General features: G+C 39.8%; 11 protein-coding genes. 8 read left to right on the top strand and 3 right to left on the bottom strand.

Features of this window, described 5'->3' with window-relative positions:
• Positions 1-4: 4 nt before the first annotated feature.
• Entirely contained in the window at positions 5-850 is an 846-nt protein-coding gene (locus KB197_RS08955) for an undecaprenyl-diphosphate phosphatase (protein WP_061589580.1), read from the top strand.
• Positions 851-882: 32 nt separating this feature from the next.
• On the opposite strand, the gene dinB is transcribed toward KB197_RS08955, so the two are convergent.
• Complete coding sequence (gene dinB, locus KB197_RS08950) at positions 883-1,944, bottom strand: DNA polymerase IV (protein ID WP_064276713.1); 1,062 nt, start codon at positions 1,942-1,944, stop codon at positions 883-885.
• A gap of 239 nt (positions 1,945-2,183) precedes the next feature.
• On the opposite strand from dinB, the gene pflB reads away from it, so the two are divergent.
• Together pflB and KB197_RS08940 are read left to right on the top strand one after the other, a co-directional pair.
• Positions 2,184-4,508 carry a formate C-acetyltransferase gene (gene pflB, locus KB197_RS08945; protein ID WP_020901544.1) on the top strand — a complete coding sequence of 775 codons (2,325 nt, stop codon included), beginning with the start codon at positions 2,184-2,186 and terminating at the stop codon, positions 4,506-4,508.
• 356 nt (positions 4,509-4,864) lie between these two features.
• Complete coding sequence (locus tag KB197_RS08940; protein ID WP_064276712.1) at positions 4,865-6,970, top strand: ATP-dependent Clp protease ATP-binding subunit; 2,106 nt, start codon at positions 4,865-4,867, stop codon at positions 6,968-6,970.
• A 66-nt stretch (positions 6,971-7,036) separates the two neighbouring features.
• On the opposite strand, the gene KB197_RS08935 is transcribed toward KB197_RS08940, so the two are convergent.
• Positions 7,037-7,519, bottom strand: coding sequence for an S-ribosylhomocysteine lyase (locus KB197_RS08935; protein ID WP_004251981.1), 483 nt, complete (start codon positions 7,517-7,519; stop codon positions 7,037-7,039).
• A 94-nt stretch (positions 7,520-7,613) separates the two neighbouring features.
• Entirely contained in the window at positions 7,614-9,098 is a 1,485-nt protein-coding gene (locus tag KB197_RS08930) for a DUF1846 domain-containing protein (protein ID WP_064276711.1), read from the bottom strand.
• Between the two features lie 152 nt (positions 9,099-9,250).
• On the opposite strand from KB197_RS08930, the gene KB197_RS08925 reads away from it, so the two are divergent.
• The 5 genes from KB197_RS08925 to cpsC all read left to right on the top strand — a co-directional run bounded on the left by KB197_RS08925 (position 9,251) and on the right by cpsC (position 16,133).
• Positions 9,251-10,858 (top strand): glycoside hydrolase family 13 protein, encoded by a 1,608-nt coding sequence (locus tag KB197_RS08925; protein WP_064276710.1) that lies wholly within the window; start codon positions 9,251-9,253, stop codon positions 10,856-10,858.
• Positions 10,859-11,053: 195 nt separating this feature from the next.
• A complete protein-coding gene (locus KB197_RS08920) occupies positions 11,054-13,012 on the top strand; it encodes a peptide ABC transporter substrate-binding protein (protein WP_070479915.1) in 1,959 nt (652 codons plus the stop codon).
• Positions 13,013-13,253: 241 nt separating this feature from the next.
• On the top strand, positions 13,254-14,699 hold the full coding sequence (locus KB197_RS08915) for an LCP family protein (RefSeq protein WP_064276708.1): 1,446 nt from the start codon (positions 13,254-13,256) through the stop codon (positions 14,697-14,699).
• Position 14,700: 1 nt separating this feature from the next.
• A complete protein-coding gene (gene cps4B, locus KB197_RS08910) occupies positions 14,701-15,432 on the top strand; it encodes a capsular polysaccharide biosynthesis protein Cps4B (protein ID WP_070479913.1) in 732 nt (243 codons plus the stop codon).
• Positions 15,433-15,440: 8 nt separating this feature from the next.
• Positions 15,441-16,133, top strand: a complete 693-nt coding sequence (cpsC, locus tag KB197_RS08905) for a capsular polysaccharide biosynthesis protein CpsC (protein WP_070479912.1) — start codon at positions 15,441-15,443, stop codon at positions 16,131-16,133.
• The last annotated feature ends 9 nt before the right edge of the window (positions 16,134-16,142 follow it).

Here is a 16,142-nt window from a genome sequence, read left to right as displayed (position 1 = left end):
ATCTATGTATCTTATTGAAATTTTAAAATCTATCTTCTTCGGTATTGTTGAAGGAATTACGGAATGGCTGCCGATTTCAAGTACAGGTCACTTGATTTTAGCAGAGGAATTTATCCAATACCAAAATCAGAATGAAGCTTTTATGTCCATGTTTAATGTCGTGATTCAGCTTGGTGCTATTTTAGCAGTCATGGTTATTTACTTTAATAAGCTCAATCCCTTTAAACCGGGTAAAGACAAGCAGGAAGTTCGTCGAACTTGGCAATTGTGGTCTAAAGTTCTTGTAGCTACTTTACCTTTGCTTGCTGTATTTAAGTTTGATGATTGGTTTGATACCCACTTCCATAACATGGTTTCAGTTGCTCTTATGTTGATTATTTATGGGATTGCCTTTATCTATTTGGAAAAGCGCAATAAAGCGCGTGCTATCGAGCCAAGTGTGACAGAGTTGGACAAGCTTCCTTATACGACAGCCTTCTATATCGGTCTTTTCCAAGTTCTTGCCCTTTTACCAGGAACTAGTCGTTCTGGGGCAACGATTGTCGGTGGTTTGTTGAATGGAACTAGTCGTTCTGTTGTGACAGAATTTACCTTCTATCTTGGAATTCCTGTTATGTTTGGAGCTAGTGCATTAAAGATTTTCAAATTTGTAAAAGCAGGACAACTCTTGAACTTTGGGCAATTGTTCTTGCTCTTGGTTGCGATGGGAGTAGCTTTTGCAGTCAGCATGGTCGCTATTCGCTTCTTGACCAGCTATGTGAAAAAACACGACTTTACCCTTTTCGGTAAATACCGCATCGTGCTTGGTAGTATCTTATTGCTTTATAGCTTTGTTCGTTTATTTGTATAAGAAAAACCTTGAAGGGGCAGCTCTTCAAGGTTTTAAAATCCAGTCACGGTAATCCCCAATAGGCGGACACCTTTTTCTTTCTCGCTTAATTCTTCATAGAGCTGCAGGGCTATTTGGTTTATCTGACTAGCGTCCTGTGTTTTTTGAGCAAGACTTTTTCGTTTAGTAAGAGTTGAAAAATCCTCGTAGCGGATTTTCAAAATGACAATTTTTCCAACTTTTTCTTGTTGATGTAGATTGAGAGCGACTCTTTCTGATAGGAGAGTCAGCTCTTTTTTGATATCTTCCTCAGCACGGAGAATCTTCCCATAGGTTTTCTCCTTCCCGATTGACTTACGGATGCGATTGGATTTGACGGGGGAATTGTGGATGCCACGAGCCTTTCGATAAAGGTCATAACCTAGTCTACCAAAACGGTCTATCAGGGTCACTTCAGGAACTTCAAGTAGGTCAGCGCCAGTAAAAATACCCATTTGATGAAGTCTTTTCACCGTCTTTTTTCCTACTCCATGAAACTTGGAAATATCCATTTGTTTGAGAAAGTCCTCAGCCTGGTTAGGTAGAATCACTGTCAGACCATGTGGTTTTTGATAATCACTGGCCATTTTAGCTAAGAATTTGTTGTAGGAAACGCCAGCAGAAGCAGTCAGGTGCAGTTCTTGCCAGATATCTTTTTGAATGAGGCGAGCAATTTTGACCGCTGACTTGATGCCGAGTTTATTTTCTGTTACATCCAAATAGGCTTCGTCGATGCTCATGGGTTCAATCAAATCTGTATAGCGCTTAAAAATCGCTCGAATCTGGAGGCCCACAGCTTTATATTTTTCATAATTTCCTGAGATGAAGACGGCCTGGGGGCAACGTTCGTAGGCTTCTTTAGAACTCATGGCTGAATGGACACCAAAAGCTCGCGCCTCATAGCTACAAGTGGAAACGACACCACGCCCACCTGTTTGCCGAGGGTCGCTTCCGATAATGACAGGTTTTCCTCTAAGTTTAGGATTATCTCTGATTTCTACCGCAGCAAAAAAGGCATCCATGTCAATATGGATGATCTTTCTTGACAAATTATTTAACAAAGGAAAAATCAACATGCCTGGCCCCCCTTTTTACAGCTTATTTTCTTTTATTATACCCTTTTTTCTGAAAAAAAGAAAAAAGGCTTTATTTTTTTCAAAAATATAATACAGTTTAGGGCGAAATATAGACTGTTTTAGAAAAGAAAGTGTAAAAATAGGCCTTTTCCACTTGTTGAAATCGGTTACTGTGTGGTATACTTGTCTCATGAATGTAACAGATGACTGTTACTAGAAAGAAAAAAGAGGACATTAACATGGTTGTTAAGACAGTTGTTGAAGCACAAGATATTTTTGACAAAGCTTGGGAAGGCTTCAAAGGCGTAGATTGGAAAGAAAAAGCAAGTGTATCACGCTTCGTACAAGCTAACTACACACCTTACGATGGAGACGAAAGCTTCCTTGCAGGACCAACAGAACGTTCACTTCACATCAAAAAGATTGTAGAAGAAACTAAGGCTCACTACGAAGAAACTCGTTTCCCAATGGACACTCGTCCAACATCTATTGCTGATATCCCTGCAGGATTTATCGACAAAGAAAATGAAGTTATCTTTGGTATCCAAAACGATGAACTCTTCAAATTGAACTTCATGCCAAAAGGTGGTATCCGTATGGCTGAAACTACTTTGAAAGAAAATGGATACGAACCAGACCCAGCTGTTCACGAAATCTTCACTAAATATGTAACAACAGTTAACGACGGTATCTTCCGTGCTTACACTTCAAACATTCGTCGCGCTCGTCACGCTCACACTGTAACTGGTCTTCCAGATGCATACTCACGCGGACGTATCATCGGTGTTTACGCACGTCTTGCTCTTTACGGTGCTGACTACTTGATGCAAGAAAAAGTAAACGACTGGAATGCAATCGAAGAAATCGATGAAGAAACAATTCGTCTTCGTGAAGAAATCAATCTTCAATACCAAGCATTGCAACAAGTTGTTCGCTTGGGTGATCTTTACGGAGTTGATGTTCGCAAACCAGCGATGAACGTTAAAGAAGCTATCCAATGGGTTAACATCGCCTTCATGTCTGTCTGCCGTGTTATCAACGGTGCTGCTACATCCCTAGGTCGTGTGCCAATCGTATTGGACATCTTTGCAGAACGTGACCTTGCTCGTGGTACATTTACTGAATCAGAAATCCAAGAATTTGTTGATGATTTCGTTATGAAACTTCGTACAGTTAAATTTGCTCGTACAAAAGCTTACGACCAATTGTACTCAGGTGACCCAACATTCATCACAACTTCTATGGCTGGTATGGGTAACGACGGTCGTCACCGTGTTACTAAGATGGACTACCGTTTCTTGAACACTCTTGACAACATCGGTAACTCTCCAGAACCAAACTTGACAGTTCTTTGGACTGACAAATTGCCATACAACTTCCGTCGCTACTGTATGCACATGAGCCACAAACACTCTTCTATCCAATACGAAGGTGTAACAACAATGGCCAAAGACGGATATGGTGAAATGAGCTGTATTTCATGCTGTGTCTCTCCACTTGACCCAGAAAATGAAGAACAACGCCACAACATCCAGTACTTCGGTGCTCGTGTAAACGTTTTGAAAGCGCTTCTTACTGGTTTGAACGGTGGTTACGACGATGTTCACAAAGACTACAAAGTATTTGACATCGAACCAATTCGTGACGAAGTTCTTGAATTCGAATCAGTTAAAGAAAACTTTGAAAAATCTCTTGACTGGTTGACTGACACTTACGTAGATGCTTTGAACATCATCCACTACATGACTGATAAGTACAACTACGAAGCTGTTCAAATGGCCTTCTTGCCAACTAAACAACGTGCAAACATGGGATTCGGTATCTGTGGATTTGCTAACACTGTTGATACATTGTCAGCTATCAAATACGCTACAGTTAAACCAATCCGTGACGAAAACGGCTATATCTACGATTACGAAACAATCGGTGAATACCCACGTTGGGGTGAAGATGATCCTCGTTCAAACGAATTGGCAGAATGGTTGATTGAAGCTTACACAACTCGTCTACGTAGCCACAAACTTTACAAAGATGCAGAAGCTACAGTTTCACTTTTGACTATCACATCTAACGTTGCTTACTCTAAACAAACTGGTAACTCACCAGTCCACAAAGGTGTATACCTCAACGAAGATGGTTCTGTGAACTTGTCTAAACTTGAATTCTTCTCACCAGGTGCTAACCCATCTAACAAAGCTAAAGGTGGATGGTTGCAAAACTTGAACTCACTTTCTAGCCTTGACTTTAGTTATGCAGCTGATGGTATCTCATTGACAACTCAAGTTTCACCTCGCGCTCTTGGTAAGACTCGTGACGAACAAGTTGATAACTTGGTAACAATCCTTGATGGTTACTTCGAAAACGGTGGACAACACGTTAACTTGAACGTTATGGACTTGAACGATGTTTACGAAAAAATCATGTCAGGTGAAGATGTTATCGTACGTATCTCTGGATATTGTGTAAACACTAAATACCTCACTCCAGAACAAAAAACTGAATTGACACAACGTGTCTTCCACGAAGTTCTTTCAATGGATGATGCCTTGGATGCGTTGAGTTAAGATTATATAAAATAATACAAAGAAGGACTAGTTAAAAGCTAGTTCTTCTTTTTGTAAAATTTATTGGTCAATTAAAGTCAAATTACTTGACCTTTTTTGACTAATGTAGTATATTATGAACGTAAGGTAAATGAAAGCCTTACTAGAACACTTATTTAAAGTAAAATAGAAAGAGGTGGGGTCTATGTTTAATCTAGAAATCTTTAGAAGTAAAGATAGTCTACTCCTGCTTGAAAAAGAAAAACCAGAAATAGTACGTAGAGTAGCGATTTAGCTAGTCTAAATTTTTTAAAATAAAAGTCAAAGATAGTCAATGTCAGTAATCATAACTAAGTAAATAAAAAGAGGTAAAGAATATGAACAACAACTTTAATAATTTTAACAACATGGATGATTTGTTTAACCAATTGATGGGTGGTATGCGAGGATACAGTTCTGAAAATCGCCGTTACTTGATTAATGGACGTGAAGTCACACCTGAGGAATTTGCTCACTATCGTGCAACTGGTCAATTGCCAGGAAATGCAGAAGCTGATGGACAAATGAAACAACAGGCTTCAGGTATGAAACAAGATGGTGTCCTTGCTAAACTGGGTCGAAACTTGACAGCAGAAGCGCGTGAGGGCAAGTTGGATCCTGTTATCGGACGAAACAAGGAAATTCAAGAAACATCTGAAATTCTTTCACGCCGTACCAAGAACAATCCTGTTCTGGTTGGAGATGCAGGTGTTGGTAAGACAGCAGTTGTCGAAGGTCTAGCACAAGCTATTGTGAATGGTGATGTTCCAGCTGCTATTAAGAATAAGGAAATTATTTCCATTGATATTTCTGGACTTGAAGCTGGTACTCAATACCGCGGTAGTTTTGAAGAAAACGTTCAAAACTTAGTCAATGAAGTGAAAGAAGCGGGAAATATCATTCTCTTCTTTGATGAAATTCACCAAATACTTGGTGCTGGATCTACTGGAGGTGACAGTGGTTCTAAGGGACTTGCGGATATTCTTAAGCCAGCCCTATCTCGTGGGGAATTGACCGTTATTGGGGCAACGACTCAAGACGAATACCGTAACACCATCTTGAAGAATGCGGCTCTTGCTCGTCGTTTCAATGAAGTCAAAGTCAATGCTCCTTCAGCAGAGGATACATATAAAATCCTTCAAGGAATTCGTGATCTCTATCAACAACATCACAATGTCATCTTGCCAGACGAAGTCTTGAAAGCAGCGGTAGATTATTCAGTCCAATACATTCCTCAACGTAGCTTGCCAGATAAGGCTATCGACCTTGTCGATGTTACGGCGGCTCACTTGGCAGCTCAGCATCCAGTAACAGATGTTCATGCTGTTGAACGTGAAATTGAGGCAGAAAAAGACAAGCAAGAAAAAGCAGTTGAGGCAGAAGATTTTGAAGCAGCTCTAAACTATAAAACACGCATTGCAGAATTGGAAAAGAAAATCGAAAACCATACAGAAGATATGAAAGTGACTGCAAGTGTCAACGATGTGGCTGAATCTGTAGAACGAATGACGGGTATCCCAGTATCACAAATGGGAGCGTCAGATATCGAACGTTTGAAAGATATGGCTCATCGCTTGCAAGATAAGGTAATCGGTCAAGATAAGGCGGTAGAAGCAGTAGCTCGTGCTATCCGTCGTAACCGTGCTGGTTTTGATGAAGGCAATCGCCCAATCGGAAGCTTCCTCTTTGTAGGACCAACTGGCGTTGGTAAGACAGAGCTTGCTAAGCAATTGGCGCTAGATATGTTTGGAACCAAGGATGCGATCATTCGTTTGGATATGTCTGAATACAGTGACCGCACAGCCGTATCTAAATTGATTGGTACAACTGCAGGTTATGTTGGTTACGATGACAACAACAATACCTTGACAGAACGCGTCCGTCGCAATCCATACTCAATCGTCCTTCTCGACGAAATTGAAAAGGCTGACCCTCAAGTCATCACCCTTCTCCTTCAAGTTTTGGACGATGGTCGTTTGACAGATGGTCAAGGTAACACTGTCAACTTCAAGAATACGGTGATTATCGCAACTTCAAACGCAGGCTTTGGTTACGAAGCTAACTTGACAGAAGATGCTGATAAACCAGAATTGATGGATCGTTTGAAACCTTACTTCCGTCCAGAATTCCTCAACCGTTTCAATGCTGTTATCGAATTCTCACATTTGAGCAAGGAAGATCTTTCTAAGATTGTTGATTTGATGTTGATTGATGTCAATAAGACTCTTTCTAAGAAAGACATTGACTTGGCAGTGAGCGAAGCTGCTAAAGAATACATGACTGAGGAAGGCTACGATGAAGTCATGGGTGTTCGTCCACTCCGTCGTGTGGTTGAACAACAAATCCGTGACAAAGTCACAGACTTCCACTTGGATAACCTTGATGCTAAACACCTTGAAGCTGACATGGAAGATGGTGTTTTGGTCATTCGTGAAAAAGCCTAAATCAAGATTTAGAAAATAAAAAAAGGAACCAGTTCAAAAGCTGGTTTCTTTTTTTATTATTAATTATTAGATGACATGACGTTCAAAGGCATCGTCTGAGATTCCTTGTTGGAGAATCAATTTTGCCCATTCCTTAGCAGAAAAGAGGCTGTGATCCTTGTAGTTTCCGCAAGATTCAATAGTTGTTCCTGGGACATCTTCCCAAGTTGTTGTTTCAGCGATTTCCTTGAGCGAATCCTTGATGACAGCTGCAATTTCAGCGCTAGAATGACGTCCCCACATAATCATATGGAACCCTGTACGACAACCAAATGGTGAACAATCGATCATACCGTCAATGCGAGTACGGATTAGCTTAGCCAAGAGGTGCTCAATAGTATGAAGTCCAGCAGTAGGAATAGAGTCCTCATTTGGTTGAACCAAGCGGATATCAAAGTTAGAAATGATATCTCCTTTTGGTCCAGTCTCTTCTCCAATCAAGCGAACATAGGGTGCCTTAACAATGGTGTGGTCAAGTTCAAAACTTTCAACAATAACTTCTTTTGACATGGTAAATCCTTTCAGTTTTCTCCTATCATTATAACATAAAGCTGGCTCCTGGGACAGAGAGAAAACCTCTCCGAGAGTGGAGAGGTTGAAATCTTTATTTACGATACAAGCGGTCGTATTGGTAGTAAGGGTCAAAGGTTACATTGATACCCAGTTTACGAAGGACATTCTTGTCTTCATCTGTCAAGATGATGGTTGAGTGGGCTTCGCTTCCTTTGAGGTTGCCAAGTTCTTCCATAGCACGAGCAGCATCAGGATTTTCCGTAGCTGTGATAGCAAGTGCAATCAGGATTTCATTTGAATGAAGGCGTGGATTGCGGCTACCCAGATGATCGATCTTAAGACCTTGGATTGGCTTAACAACTTCAGGTTCGATTAGTTTTACTTCTTTAACAATGTTAGCTGATTTCTTGATGGCGTTGATAAGAGCAGCGGCTGTAGGACCAAAGAGTTCTGAGTTCTTACCAGTGACAATTTCCCCGGTTGGCAATTCAAGGGCTAGGGCTGGTCCGCCAGTTTCTTCAGCTTTTTGGCGTGCAGCAACCGCAACCTTACGGTCTGCTGGTGTGATGCCGAGGTCATTCATAAGCAACTCGATTTTCTTGACAGCTGCTTCGCCAACTTTTTCGGCTTTAAAATCAAGAACAGTTTGATAGTAGCGGCGGATGATTTCTTGTTTAGAAGCTTCGACAGCAGCTTCATCATCTGTAATAGCGAAACCAACCATGTTGACACCCATATCTGTCGGAGAAGCGTATGGAGATTTACCAAGGATACGTTCTAACATGCGCTTGAGCACTGGGAAAATCTCGATATCACGGTTGTAGTTGACAGTGGTTTCTCCATAGGTTTGGAGATGGAAGGGGTCAATCATGTTGACATCATCAAGGTCAGCTGTGGCAGCCTCGTAGGCCAAATTGACTGGGTGATGAAGGGGAAGATTCCAAACTGGAAAGGTTTCAAATTTAGCGTAACCAGACTTGATACCATTGATTTGGTCGTGGTACATATTTGACATACAAGTTGCCAATTTTCCAGAACCAGGTCCAGGAGCAGTTACGACGATCAAGTTGCGACTGGTTTTGATGTAGTCATTTTTTCCCATGCCTTCTGGAGAAATGATGTGATCCATATCCGTTGGATATCCTTTGATTGGATAATGAAGATAAGAGTCAATTCCGTTTTTCTCAAGTTGGTTGCGGAAGGAATCTGCAGCTGGTTGGCCAGCGTATTGTGTAATGACAACGGAGCCGACAAAAATCCCTAATTCATTGAATTTATCAATCAAACGAAGAACTTCTTGGTCATAAGAAATGCCCAAGTCGCCACGTGCTTTAGAATGCTCGATGTTGCTAGCGTTAATGGCAATGACAACCTCGACTTGCTCTTTCAATTCTTGCAAGAGCTTGATTTTGTTGTCAGGCTCATAACCAGGAAGCACGCGAGCAGCGTGGAAATCTTCTAACATTTTGCCACCAAACTCCAAGTAGAGCTTGCCGTCAAATTGGTTAATGCGCTCCAAAATGTGGTCGCGCTGTAGATTCAAATATTGTTCAGAACTAAAAGCTTGTTTTTTCATTTTTTTACCTCTGACCTCTATTATAATAAAAAATTGGAAGTTAGGAAACTATGGAGTTAAAAAAGGAATCAAAAAGATTAGGCAAACGCTTGCATAAAAATCTGAAAAGCGCTATCATAGACTATAGATTATTAAAATAATGAGGTAAGAAGATGCAAGAAAAGTGGTGGCACAATGCCGTAGTCTATCAAGTTTATCCTAAGAGCTTTATGGATAGCAACGGAGATGGAATTGGCGATTTGCCAGGAATTACCAGTAAGTTAGACTATCTAGCCAAGTTAGGAATTACAGCGATTTGGCTTTCTCCTGTTTATGACAGTCCTATGGATGATAATGGCTATGATATTGCTGATTATCAAGCGATTGCAGCTATTTTCGGAACTATGGAGGACATGGACCAACTGATCGCGGAAGCTAAGAAACGTGATATTCGTATCATCATGGACTTGGTGGTCAATCATACCTCAGATGAACATGCTTGGTTTGTCGAGGCCTGTGAAAATCCTGATAGCCCTGAGCGAGACTACTATATTTGGCGGGATGAGCCTAACGATTTAGATTCTATCTTTAGTGGGTCTGCTTGGGAATACGATGAAAAGTCGGGTCAATACTATCTCCATTTTTTCAGCAAGAAACAGCCTGACCTCAACTGGGAGAATGAAAAACTTCGCCAGAAAATTTACGAGATGATGAACTTCTGGATTGATAAAGGCATTGGCGGTTTCCGTATGGATGTCATTGATATGATTGGTAAAATTCCTGATGAGAAAGTAGTCAATAACGGCCCTATGCTCCATCCCTATCTCAAGGAAATGAATCAGGAGACCTTTGGCGACAAAGATCTCTTGACAGTAGGAGAGACCTGGGGAGCGACGCCAGAAATCGCTAAACTTTACTCTGATCCAAAGGGGAAAGAATTGTCCATGGTCTTCCAGTTTGAGCATATTTGTCTTCAGTATCAGGAAGGACAACCTAAGTGGCACTATCAAAAAGAGCTAAATATCGCTAAGTTAAAAGAGATTTTCAACAAATGGCAGACAGAGTTAGGAGTTGAGGACGGTTGGAATTCGCTCTTCTGGAACAATCATGACCTCCCTCGTATCGTCTCTATCTGGGGAAATGACCAAGAATATCGTGAAAAATCTGCCAAAGCCTTTGCAATTTTACTTCATTTGATGAGAGGGACACCTTATATATATCAAGGTGAGGAGATTGGGATGACCAACTATCCGTTTGAGACGCTGGACCAAGTAGAAGATATTGAATCTCTCAATTATGCGCGTGAAGCTCTTGAAAAAGGTGTTCCGATGGAAGAAATCATGGACAGTATCCGTGTAATCGGACGTGACAATGCCCGTACTCCGATGCAATGGGATGAAAGCAAAAACGCTGGTTTCTCAACAGGTCAACCGTGGTTAGCAGTCAATCCAAACTATCAAGCCATCAACGTTCAAGAAGCACTGGCAAATCCAGATTCAATTTTCTATACTTATCAAAAACTCGTCCAAATACGCAAGGAGAACAGCTGGCTGATACGAGCTGACTTTGAATTACTTAATACAGCTGACAAGGTCTTTGCCTATATCCGTAAGGACGGTGACCGTCGTTTCCTAGTTGTTACTAACTTGTCTAATGAAGAACAAGACTTGACAGTAGAAGGAAATGTTAAATCAGTCTTGATTGAAAACACCGTGGCTCAAGAAGTTTTTGAAAAACAAATCTTGGCTCCATGGGATGCTTTCTGTGTGGAATTACTATAAATATTTTTTAAAGAAAAATTTAAAAATGAAATCGTATAAAAATAAGGGAGGACTGTATGAAAGACAGAAATCCTTTGTTTTTTTATGACTAAAGTTTATAAACTTTCATTCTCAAAATTCAATTAACTTTACAAATTCCCACTATTTTGGTAAAATAAACTTATGTTATAAAAACTAACATAAAGGAGAAAGAAGATGAATACAAAAAAGCGTGTTCTTAGCGCAGGCCTGACCTTTGCGGCTGCTTTGCTTTTAGCTGCTTGCGGACAATCAGGTTCAGATACAAAAACTTACTCATCAACCTTTAGTGGAAATCCAACTACATTTAACTACCTATTAGACTACTACGCTGATAATACAGCCATCATTACCAACCTAGTTGATGGTTTGCTTGAAAATGACAATCACGGGAACCTAGTTCCATCTTTGGCGGAAGACTGGTCTGTTTCAAGCGACGGTTTGACTTATACCTATAAATTGAGAAAAGATGCCAAATGGTTCACGGCTGATGGTGAAGAGTACGCCCCAGTCAAGGCACAAGATTTTGTGACAGGGATTAAGTATGCAGTGGATAATAAATCACAGGCCATTGACTTGATTCAAAACTCGATCAAGGGCTTGAATGATTATATTACAGGAGCGGATTCTGACTTTTCTAAGGTTGGGGTGAAGGCCATTGACGACCAGACTGTTGAGTATACTTTGGCACGCCCAGAACCTTACTGGAATTCAAAAACAACCAACAGTATCCTTTTCCCAGTAAATGAAGAGTTTCTAAACTCGAAAGGGAAAGATTTTGGGACTTTATCTCCAGATAGTATTCTCTACAGCGGACCTTATTTGTTAAAAGATTTCACATCAAAATCATCAATCGAGTATGTGAAAAATCCGCATTACTACGATCATGACAAAGTATCAATTGAACACGTGAAATTGGCATATTTTGATGGTTCAGACCAAGAATTGACTATCCGTAACTTTGAAAGTGGAGCCTATTCAATCGCTGGGGTTTATCCAAATAGTTCTAACTTCGCCAAGACCAAAGAAAAATATAAGGATAATATCGTTTATAGCTTGCAGGACAAGACTTCTTGGTACTTCAATTTCAACGTCAACCGTAAGGCTTACAACCATACATCGAAAACGACAGATGAGCAGAAGAAATCAACTGAGACAGCTGTCTTGAACAAAAACTTCCGTCAAGCGGTGAACTTTGCCTTGGACCGCACAGCCTATTCTGCCCAGTCAAATGGGGAAGAAGCAGCTAGCAAGACCCTTCGTAACACTCTAGTGCCTCCAACATTTGTCCAAGTGGGAGACAAGACCTTTGGAGAAGTAGTCGCTTCTAAATTGGTCAACTATGGCACAGAATGGTCAGGTATTAACTTGGCAGATGCTCAGGATGCCTACTTTAACAAAGAAAAAGCCCAAGCAAAATTTGCGGAAGCTAAAAAAGAATTGGCAAGTCAAGGTGTGACTTTCCCTATTCACTTGGATGTTGCAGTTGATCAAACAAGTAAAAATGCCGTGACAGGTATGAACTCTGTTAAGCAGACCCTTGAGTCAGTTTTAGGCGCTGATAACATTGTCATTGATGTTCAGCAACTGTCAACAGATGATTTTAATAACGTAGCCTTCTTGGCACCAACGCCTGCTGATCGAGACTACGATTTGAACTTTGATGGTTGGGTAGGTGATTACCAAGATCCGTCAACTTATCTCAATCCTTTCAATGCAGAGGATGGATTCTACCTCAAGATTTTTGGTTTAGATGCTCAAGAGGATAAAGCTAAGATTGCTAGCTTGGGTCTTGATACTTACACCAAGATGCTCAAAGATGCAGATAGCGAAAATAAAGATGTAGCCAAACGCTATGAAAAATATGCTGAAGCACAGGCTTGGATGATTGATAATTCTCTGATTATGTCAGCTATGTCAAGCGGTGGAACAGCATCTGTAACCAAAGTAACGCCATTTACAAGAGGTTATTCACTAGTCGGCATCAAGGGTGACGGCAATAACTACAAGTACATGAAACTGCAAAAAGATACTGTGACAACCAAACAGTTTGAAGAAGCTAAGACTAAATGGGAGCAAGAAAGCAAAAAAGCAATCGAAAAAGCTCAAAAAGAAGCAGAAAATCATGTTAAATAAAGATGAGCGAGGTTCCGTAAGGGACCTTGTTTGTTATATTTTTGATTCGTATTCCTCTGTCTATGAAACGAGAATGTCAAAATAGGAAGCGATAGATACTATACAGGTTATAAAAAAACAATTATTCCTTCGGAGTGCATTTAGAAGATGTATTGAAAACGCTGATAAAAAAAGGAATAAATGGAAATTATTTCATGATTGTGATATAATAATTCTGATAATCAACATATAGGGGAAAACTATGAATAAACGTTCAAAAAGAGCCCGTTCGGGTAAAGTTAAGCGGAGCATTAATATAGCTTTATTAACCATTTATGTATTATTGGGTGGTTTTTTGCTGTTCTTGATTTTTAGACATAATATATTGGCGTTTAGATACCTGAATGTCATAACGGCAACTGTAGTGATTTTGGTCGCTTTAGCGAGTCTGCTTTTGATCATTTATAGAAAAGCAGAAAAGTTTACAATTTTCTTTTTAACACTAGCTATTTTAATGAGTTCAGTTTCTTTTTTTGCACTGCAACAATTTGTCGGCTTTACTAGTCATATCAATTCTACGTCAAATTACTCAGAATACTCAATGAGTGTTGTTGTTCTGAAAGATAGTGACGTTCATAATGTCACGCAATTAGATAGTGTTACAGGACCTACGGATACTGATAATGATAATATTCAAAAATTGATAGCTGATATCAAAACTAGTCAGAGCAAAGAATTGACGGTTGAACAAAGCACCTCATACCTTGCAGCTTATAAGAGTTTGGTATCAGGTGAAGCAAAAGCGATTGTCTTAAATAGCGTCTTTGAAAATATTATAGAATCTGAATACCCTGATTACGCATCAAAAATTAGGAAAATCTACACTAAAAATATCACCAAAGAAGTAGCTGCTCCTAAAGTTTCTAAGAACAAATCCTTCAATGTCTATGTGAGTGGTATTGACACTTACGGACCAATTAGTTCAGTTTCTCGTTCAGATGTCAACATTTTGATGACTGTTAATCAAGATTCAAAAAAAATTCTATTGACAACAACCCCTCGAGATTCCTATGTTCCGATTGCAGACGGAGGGAATAATCAAAAAGATAAATTGACTCATGCAGGTATTTATGGAGTAGACTCCTCTATTCATACTTTGGAAAATCTTTATGGAGTTGATATTAACTACTATGTTCGCTTGAACTTCACAACTTTCTTGAAATTGATTGACCTCCTTGGTGGAGTTGATGTCTATAATGATCAAGAGTTTACCGCTCATACAAATGGGAAGTTCTATCCTGTAGGGAACGTTCATCTTGACTCGGAGCAAGCTCTTGGTTTTGTGCGTGAGCGCTATTCTTTAGCTGATGGGGATCGTGACCGTGGTCGTAATCAACAAAAGGTGATCGTCGCAATCATACAGAAATTAACTTCTACCGAAGCATTGAAAAATTATAGTGATATTCTTCAAGGTTTGCAAGATTCCCTTCAAACAAATATGCCTATCGAAACGATGATGGATTTGGTTAATACTCAATTGGAGAGTGGTGGCAGTTATAAAGTCAACTCTCAAGACCTCAAAGGTACAGGCCGAATGGGACTTCCTTCTTATGCTATGCCAGATAGTAACCTCTATATGATGGAAATCGATGACAGTAGTTTAGCAGCTGCTAAAAGTGCGATACAAGATGTGATGGAGGGAAGATGATATGATTGATATCCATTCTCACATTGTCTTTGATGTAGATGACGGGCCAAAGTCTATAGAAGATAGCAAAGCCCTTTTAAGAGAAGCGTATAATCAAGGGGTTCGGATGATTGTTTCGACTTCCCATCGTCGAAAAGGGATGTTTGAGACTCCAGAAGAAAAAATAGCGACGAATTTTTTAAAGGTTCGTGAGATTGCTAAAGAAGTGGCAGATGATTTGGTCATTGCTTACGGAGCAGAGATATACTATACTCCAGATGTTCTAGAAAAATTAGAAAACAAGCGCATTCCTACTCTCAATAACAGTCGTTATGCTTTGATTGAATTTAGTATGAATACACCCTATCGCGATATTCATAAAGGATTAAGCAATATTTTGATGTTGGGGATTACCCCGGTGATTGCTCATATTGAACGTTATGATGCTCTGGAAAACAATGAAAAACGTGTTCAGGAACTGATTGATATGGGATGCTATACGCAAGTAAATAGTTCTCATGTTCTAAAACCTAAGCTCTTTGGTGAAACCTATAAATTCATGAAAAAGAGAGCCCAATATTTTTTGGAGAGAGACCTGGTTCATGTCATTGCAAGTGATATGCATAACCTAGATAGTAGACCTCCCTATATGGAGGATGCTTATCAGATTATTTCTAAAAAGTATGGTAGGGCCAAGGCGGAGGAGCTATTTGTAGAGAACCCTAGGAAAATTATAATGGATCAAATAATTTAGGAGAAAATATGAAAGAACAAAATACTATGGAAATCGATGTATTTCACCTGCTTAAAATTTTTTGGAAAAGAAAAATTCTAATTGCATTAGTAGCAATTGTAGCTGGAGCTTTAGCTTTTGCCTATAGTGCTTTTATCGTTAAACCGGAGTTCACTAGTACTACACGGATTTATGTAGTCAACCGTAATCAGGGGGATAAGCCTGGTTTGACAAACCAAGACTTGCAAGCTGGATCATACTTGGTTAAAGACTACCGTGAAATTATTTTGTCTCAAGATGTTTTGGAAAAGGTGACATCTAATTTGAAATTAGATCTATCACCAAAAGCTTTGGCTAGTAAAGTCAAGGTAACTGTACCAGTCGATACCCGTATCGTTTCTATTTCAGTTAATGATAGAGTTCCTGAGGAAGCTAGTCGTATTGCTAACTCCTTGAGAGAAGTAGCTGCTGAAAAGATTATCAGTATCACACGCGTTTCTGATGTCACAACACTTGAAGAAGCTCGTCCCGCTACAGCACCATCTTCTCCAAATATTCGTAAAAATACAATTATAGGTCTACTTGGAGGAACAGTCTTTACAGTTATCGCTGTTCTTATCGTTGAACTGGTTGATACACGAGTGAAACGTCCAGAGGATATTGAAGACGTTATGCAAATCGCATTGTTGGGAGTTGTTCCAAATTTGGATAAATTGAAATAGGAGAGAGAT

Origin of the sequence: Streptococcus sp. 11-4097 (genome assembly GCF_018215285.2) — a bacterium.
Lineage (GTDB): Bacteria > Bacillota > Bacilli > Lactobacillales > Streptococcaceae > Streptococcus.
Note: the sequence above shows the minus strand (reverse complement) of the source record. Positions and strands in the feature narration are given on the sequence as shown.

Coding starts and splice junctions, on each gene's coding strand:
- dinB (WP_064276713.1), bottom strand. CDS start 1,944: ATGTTGATTTTTCCTTTGTTAAATAATTTGTCAAGAAAGATCATCCAT.
- cpsC (WP_070479912.1), top strand. CDS start 15,441: ATGAAAGAACAAAATACTATGGAAATCGATGTATTTCACCTGCTTAAA.
- cps4B (WP_070479913.1), top strand. CDS start 14,701: ATGATTGATATCCATTCTCACATTGTCTTTGATGTAGATGACGGGCCA.
- KB197_RS08925 (WP_064276710.1), top strand. CDS start 9,251: ATGCAAGAAAAGTGGTGGCACAATGCCGTAGTCTATCAAGTTTATCCT.
- KB197_RS08955 (WP_061589580.1), top strand. CDS start 5: ATGTATCTTATTGAAATTTTAAAATCTATCTTCTTCGGTATTGTTGAA.
- KB197_RS08940 (WP_064276712.1), top strand. CDS start 4,865: ATGAACAACAACTTTAATAATTTTAACAACATGGATGATTTGTTTAAC.
- KB197_RS08935 (WP_004251981.1), bottom strand. CDS start 7,519: ATGTCAAAAGAAGTTATTGTTGAAAGTTTTGAACTTGACCACACCATT.
- KB197_RS08920 (WP_070479915.1), top strand. CDS start 11,054: ATGAATACAAAAAAGCGTGTTCTTAGCGCAGGCCTGACCTTTGCGGCT.
- KB197_RS08915 (WP_064276708.1), top strand. CDS start 13,254: ATGAATAAACGTTCAAAAAGAGCCCGTTCGGGTAAAGTTAAGCGGAGC.
- KB197_RS08930 (WP_064276711.1), bottom strand. CDS start 9,098: ATGAAAAAACAAGCTTTTAGTTCTGAACAATATTTGAATCTACAGCGC.
- pflB (WP_020901544.1), top strand. CDS start 2,184: ATGGTTGTTAAGACAGTTGTTGAAGCACAAGATATTTTTGACAAAGCT.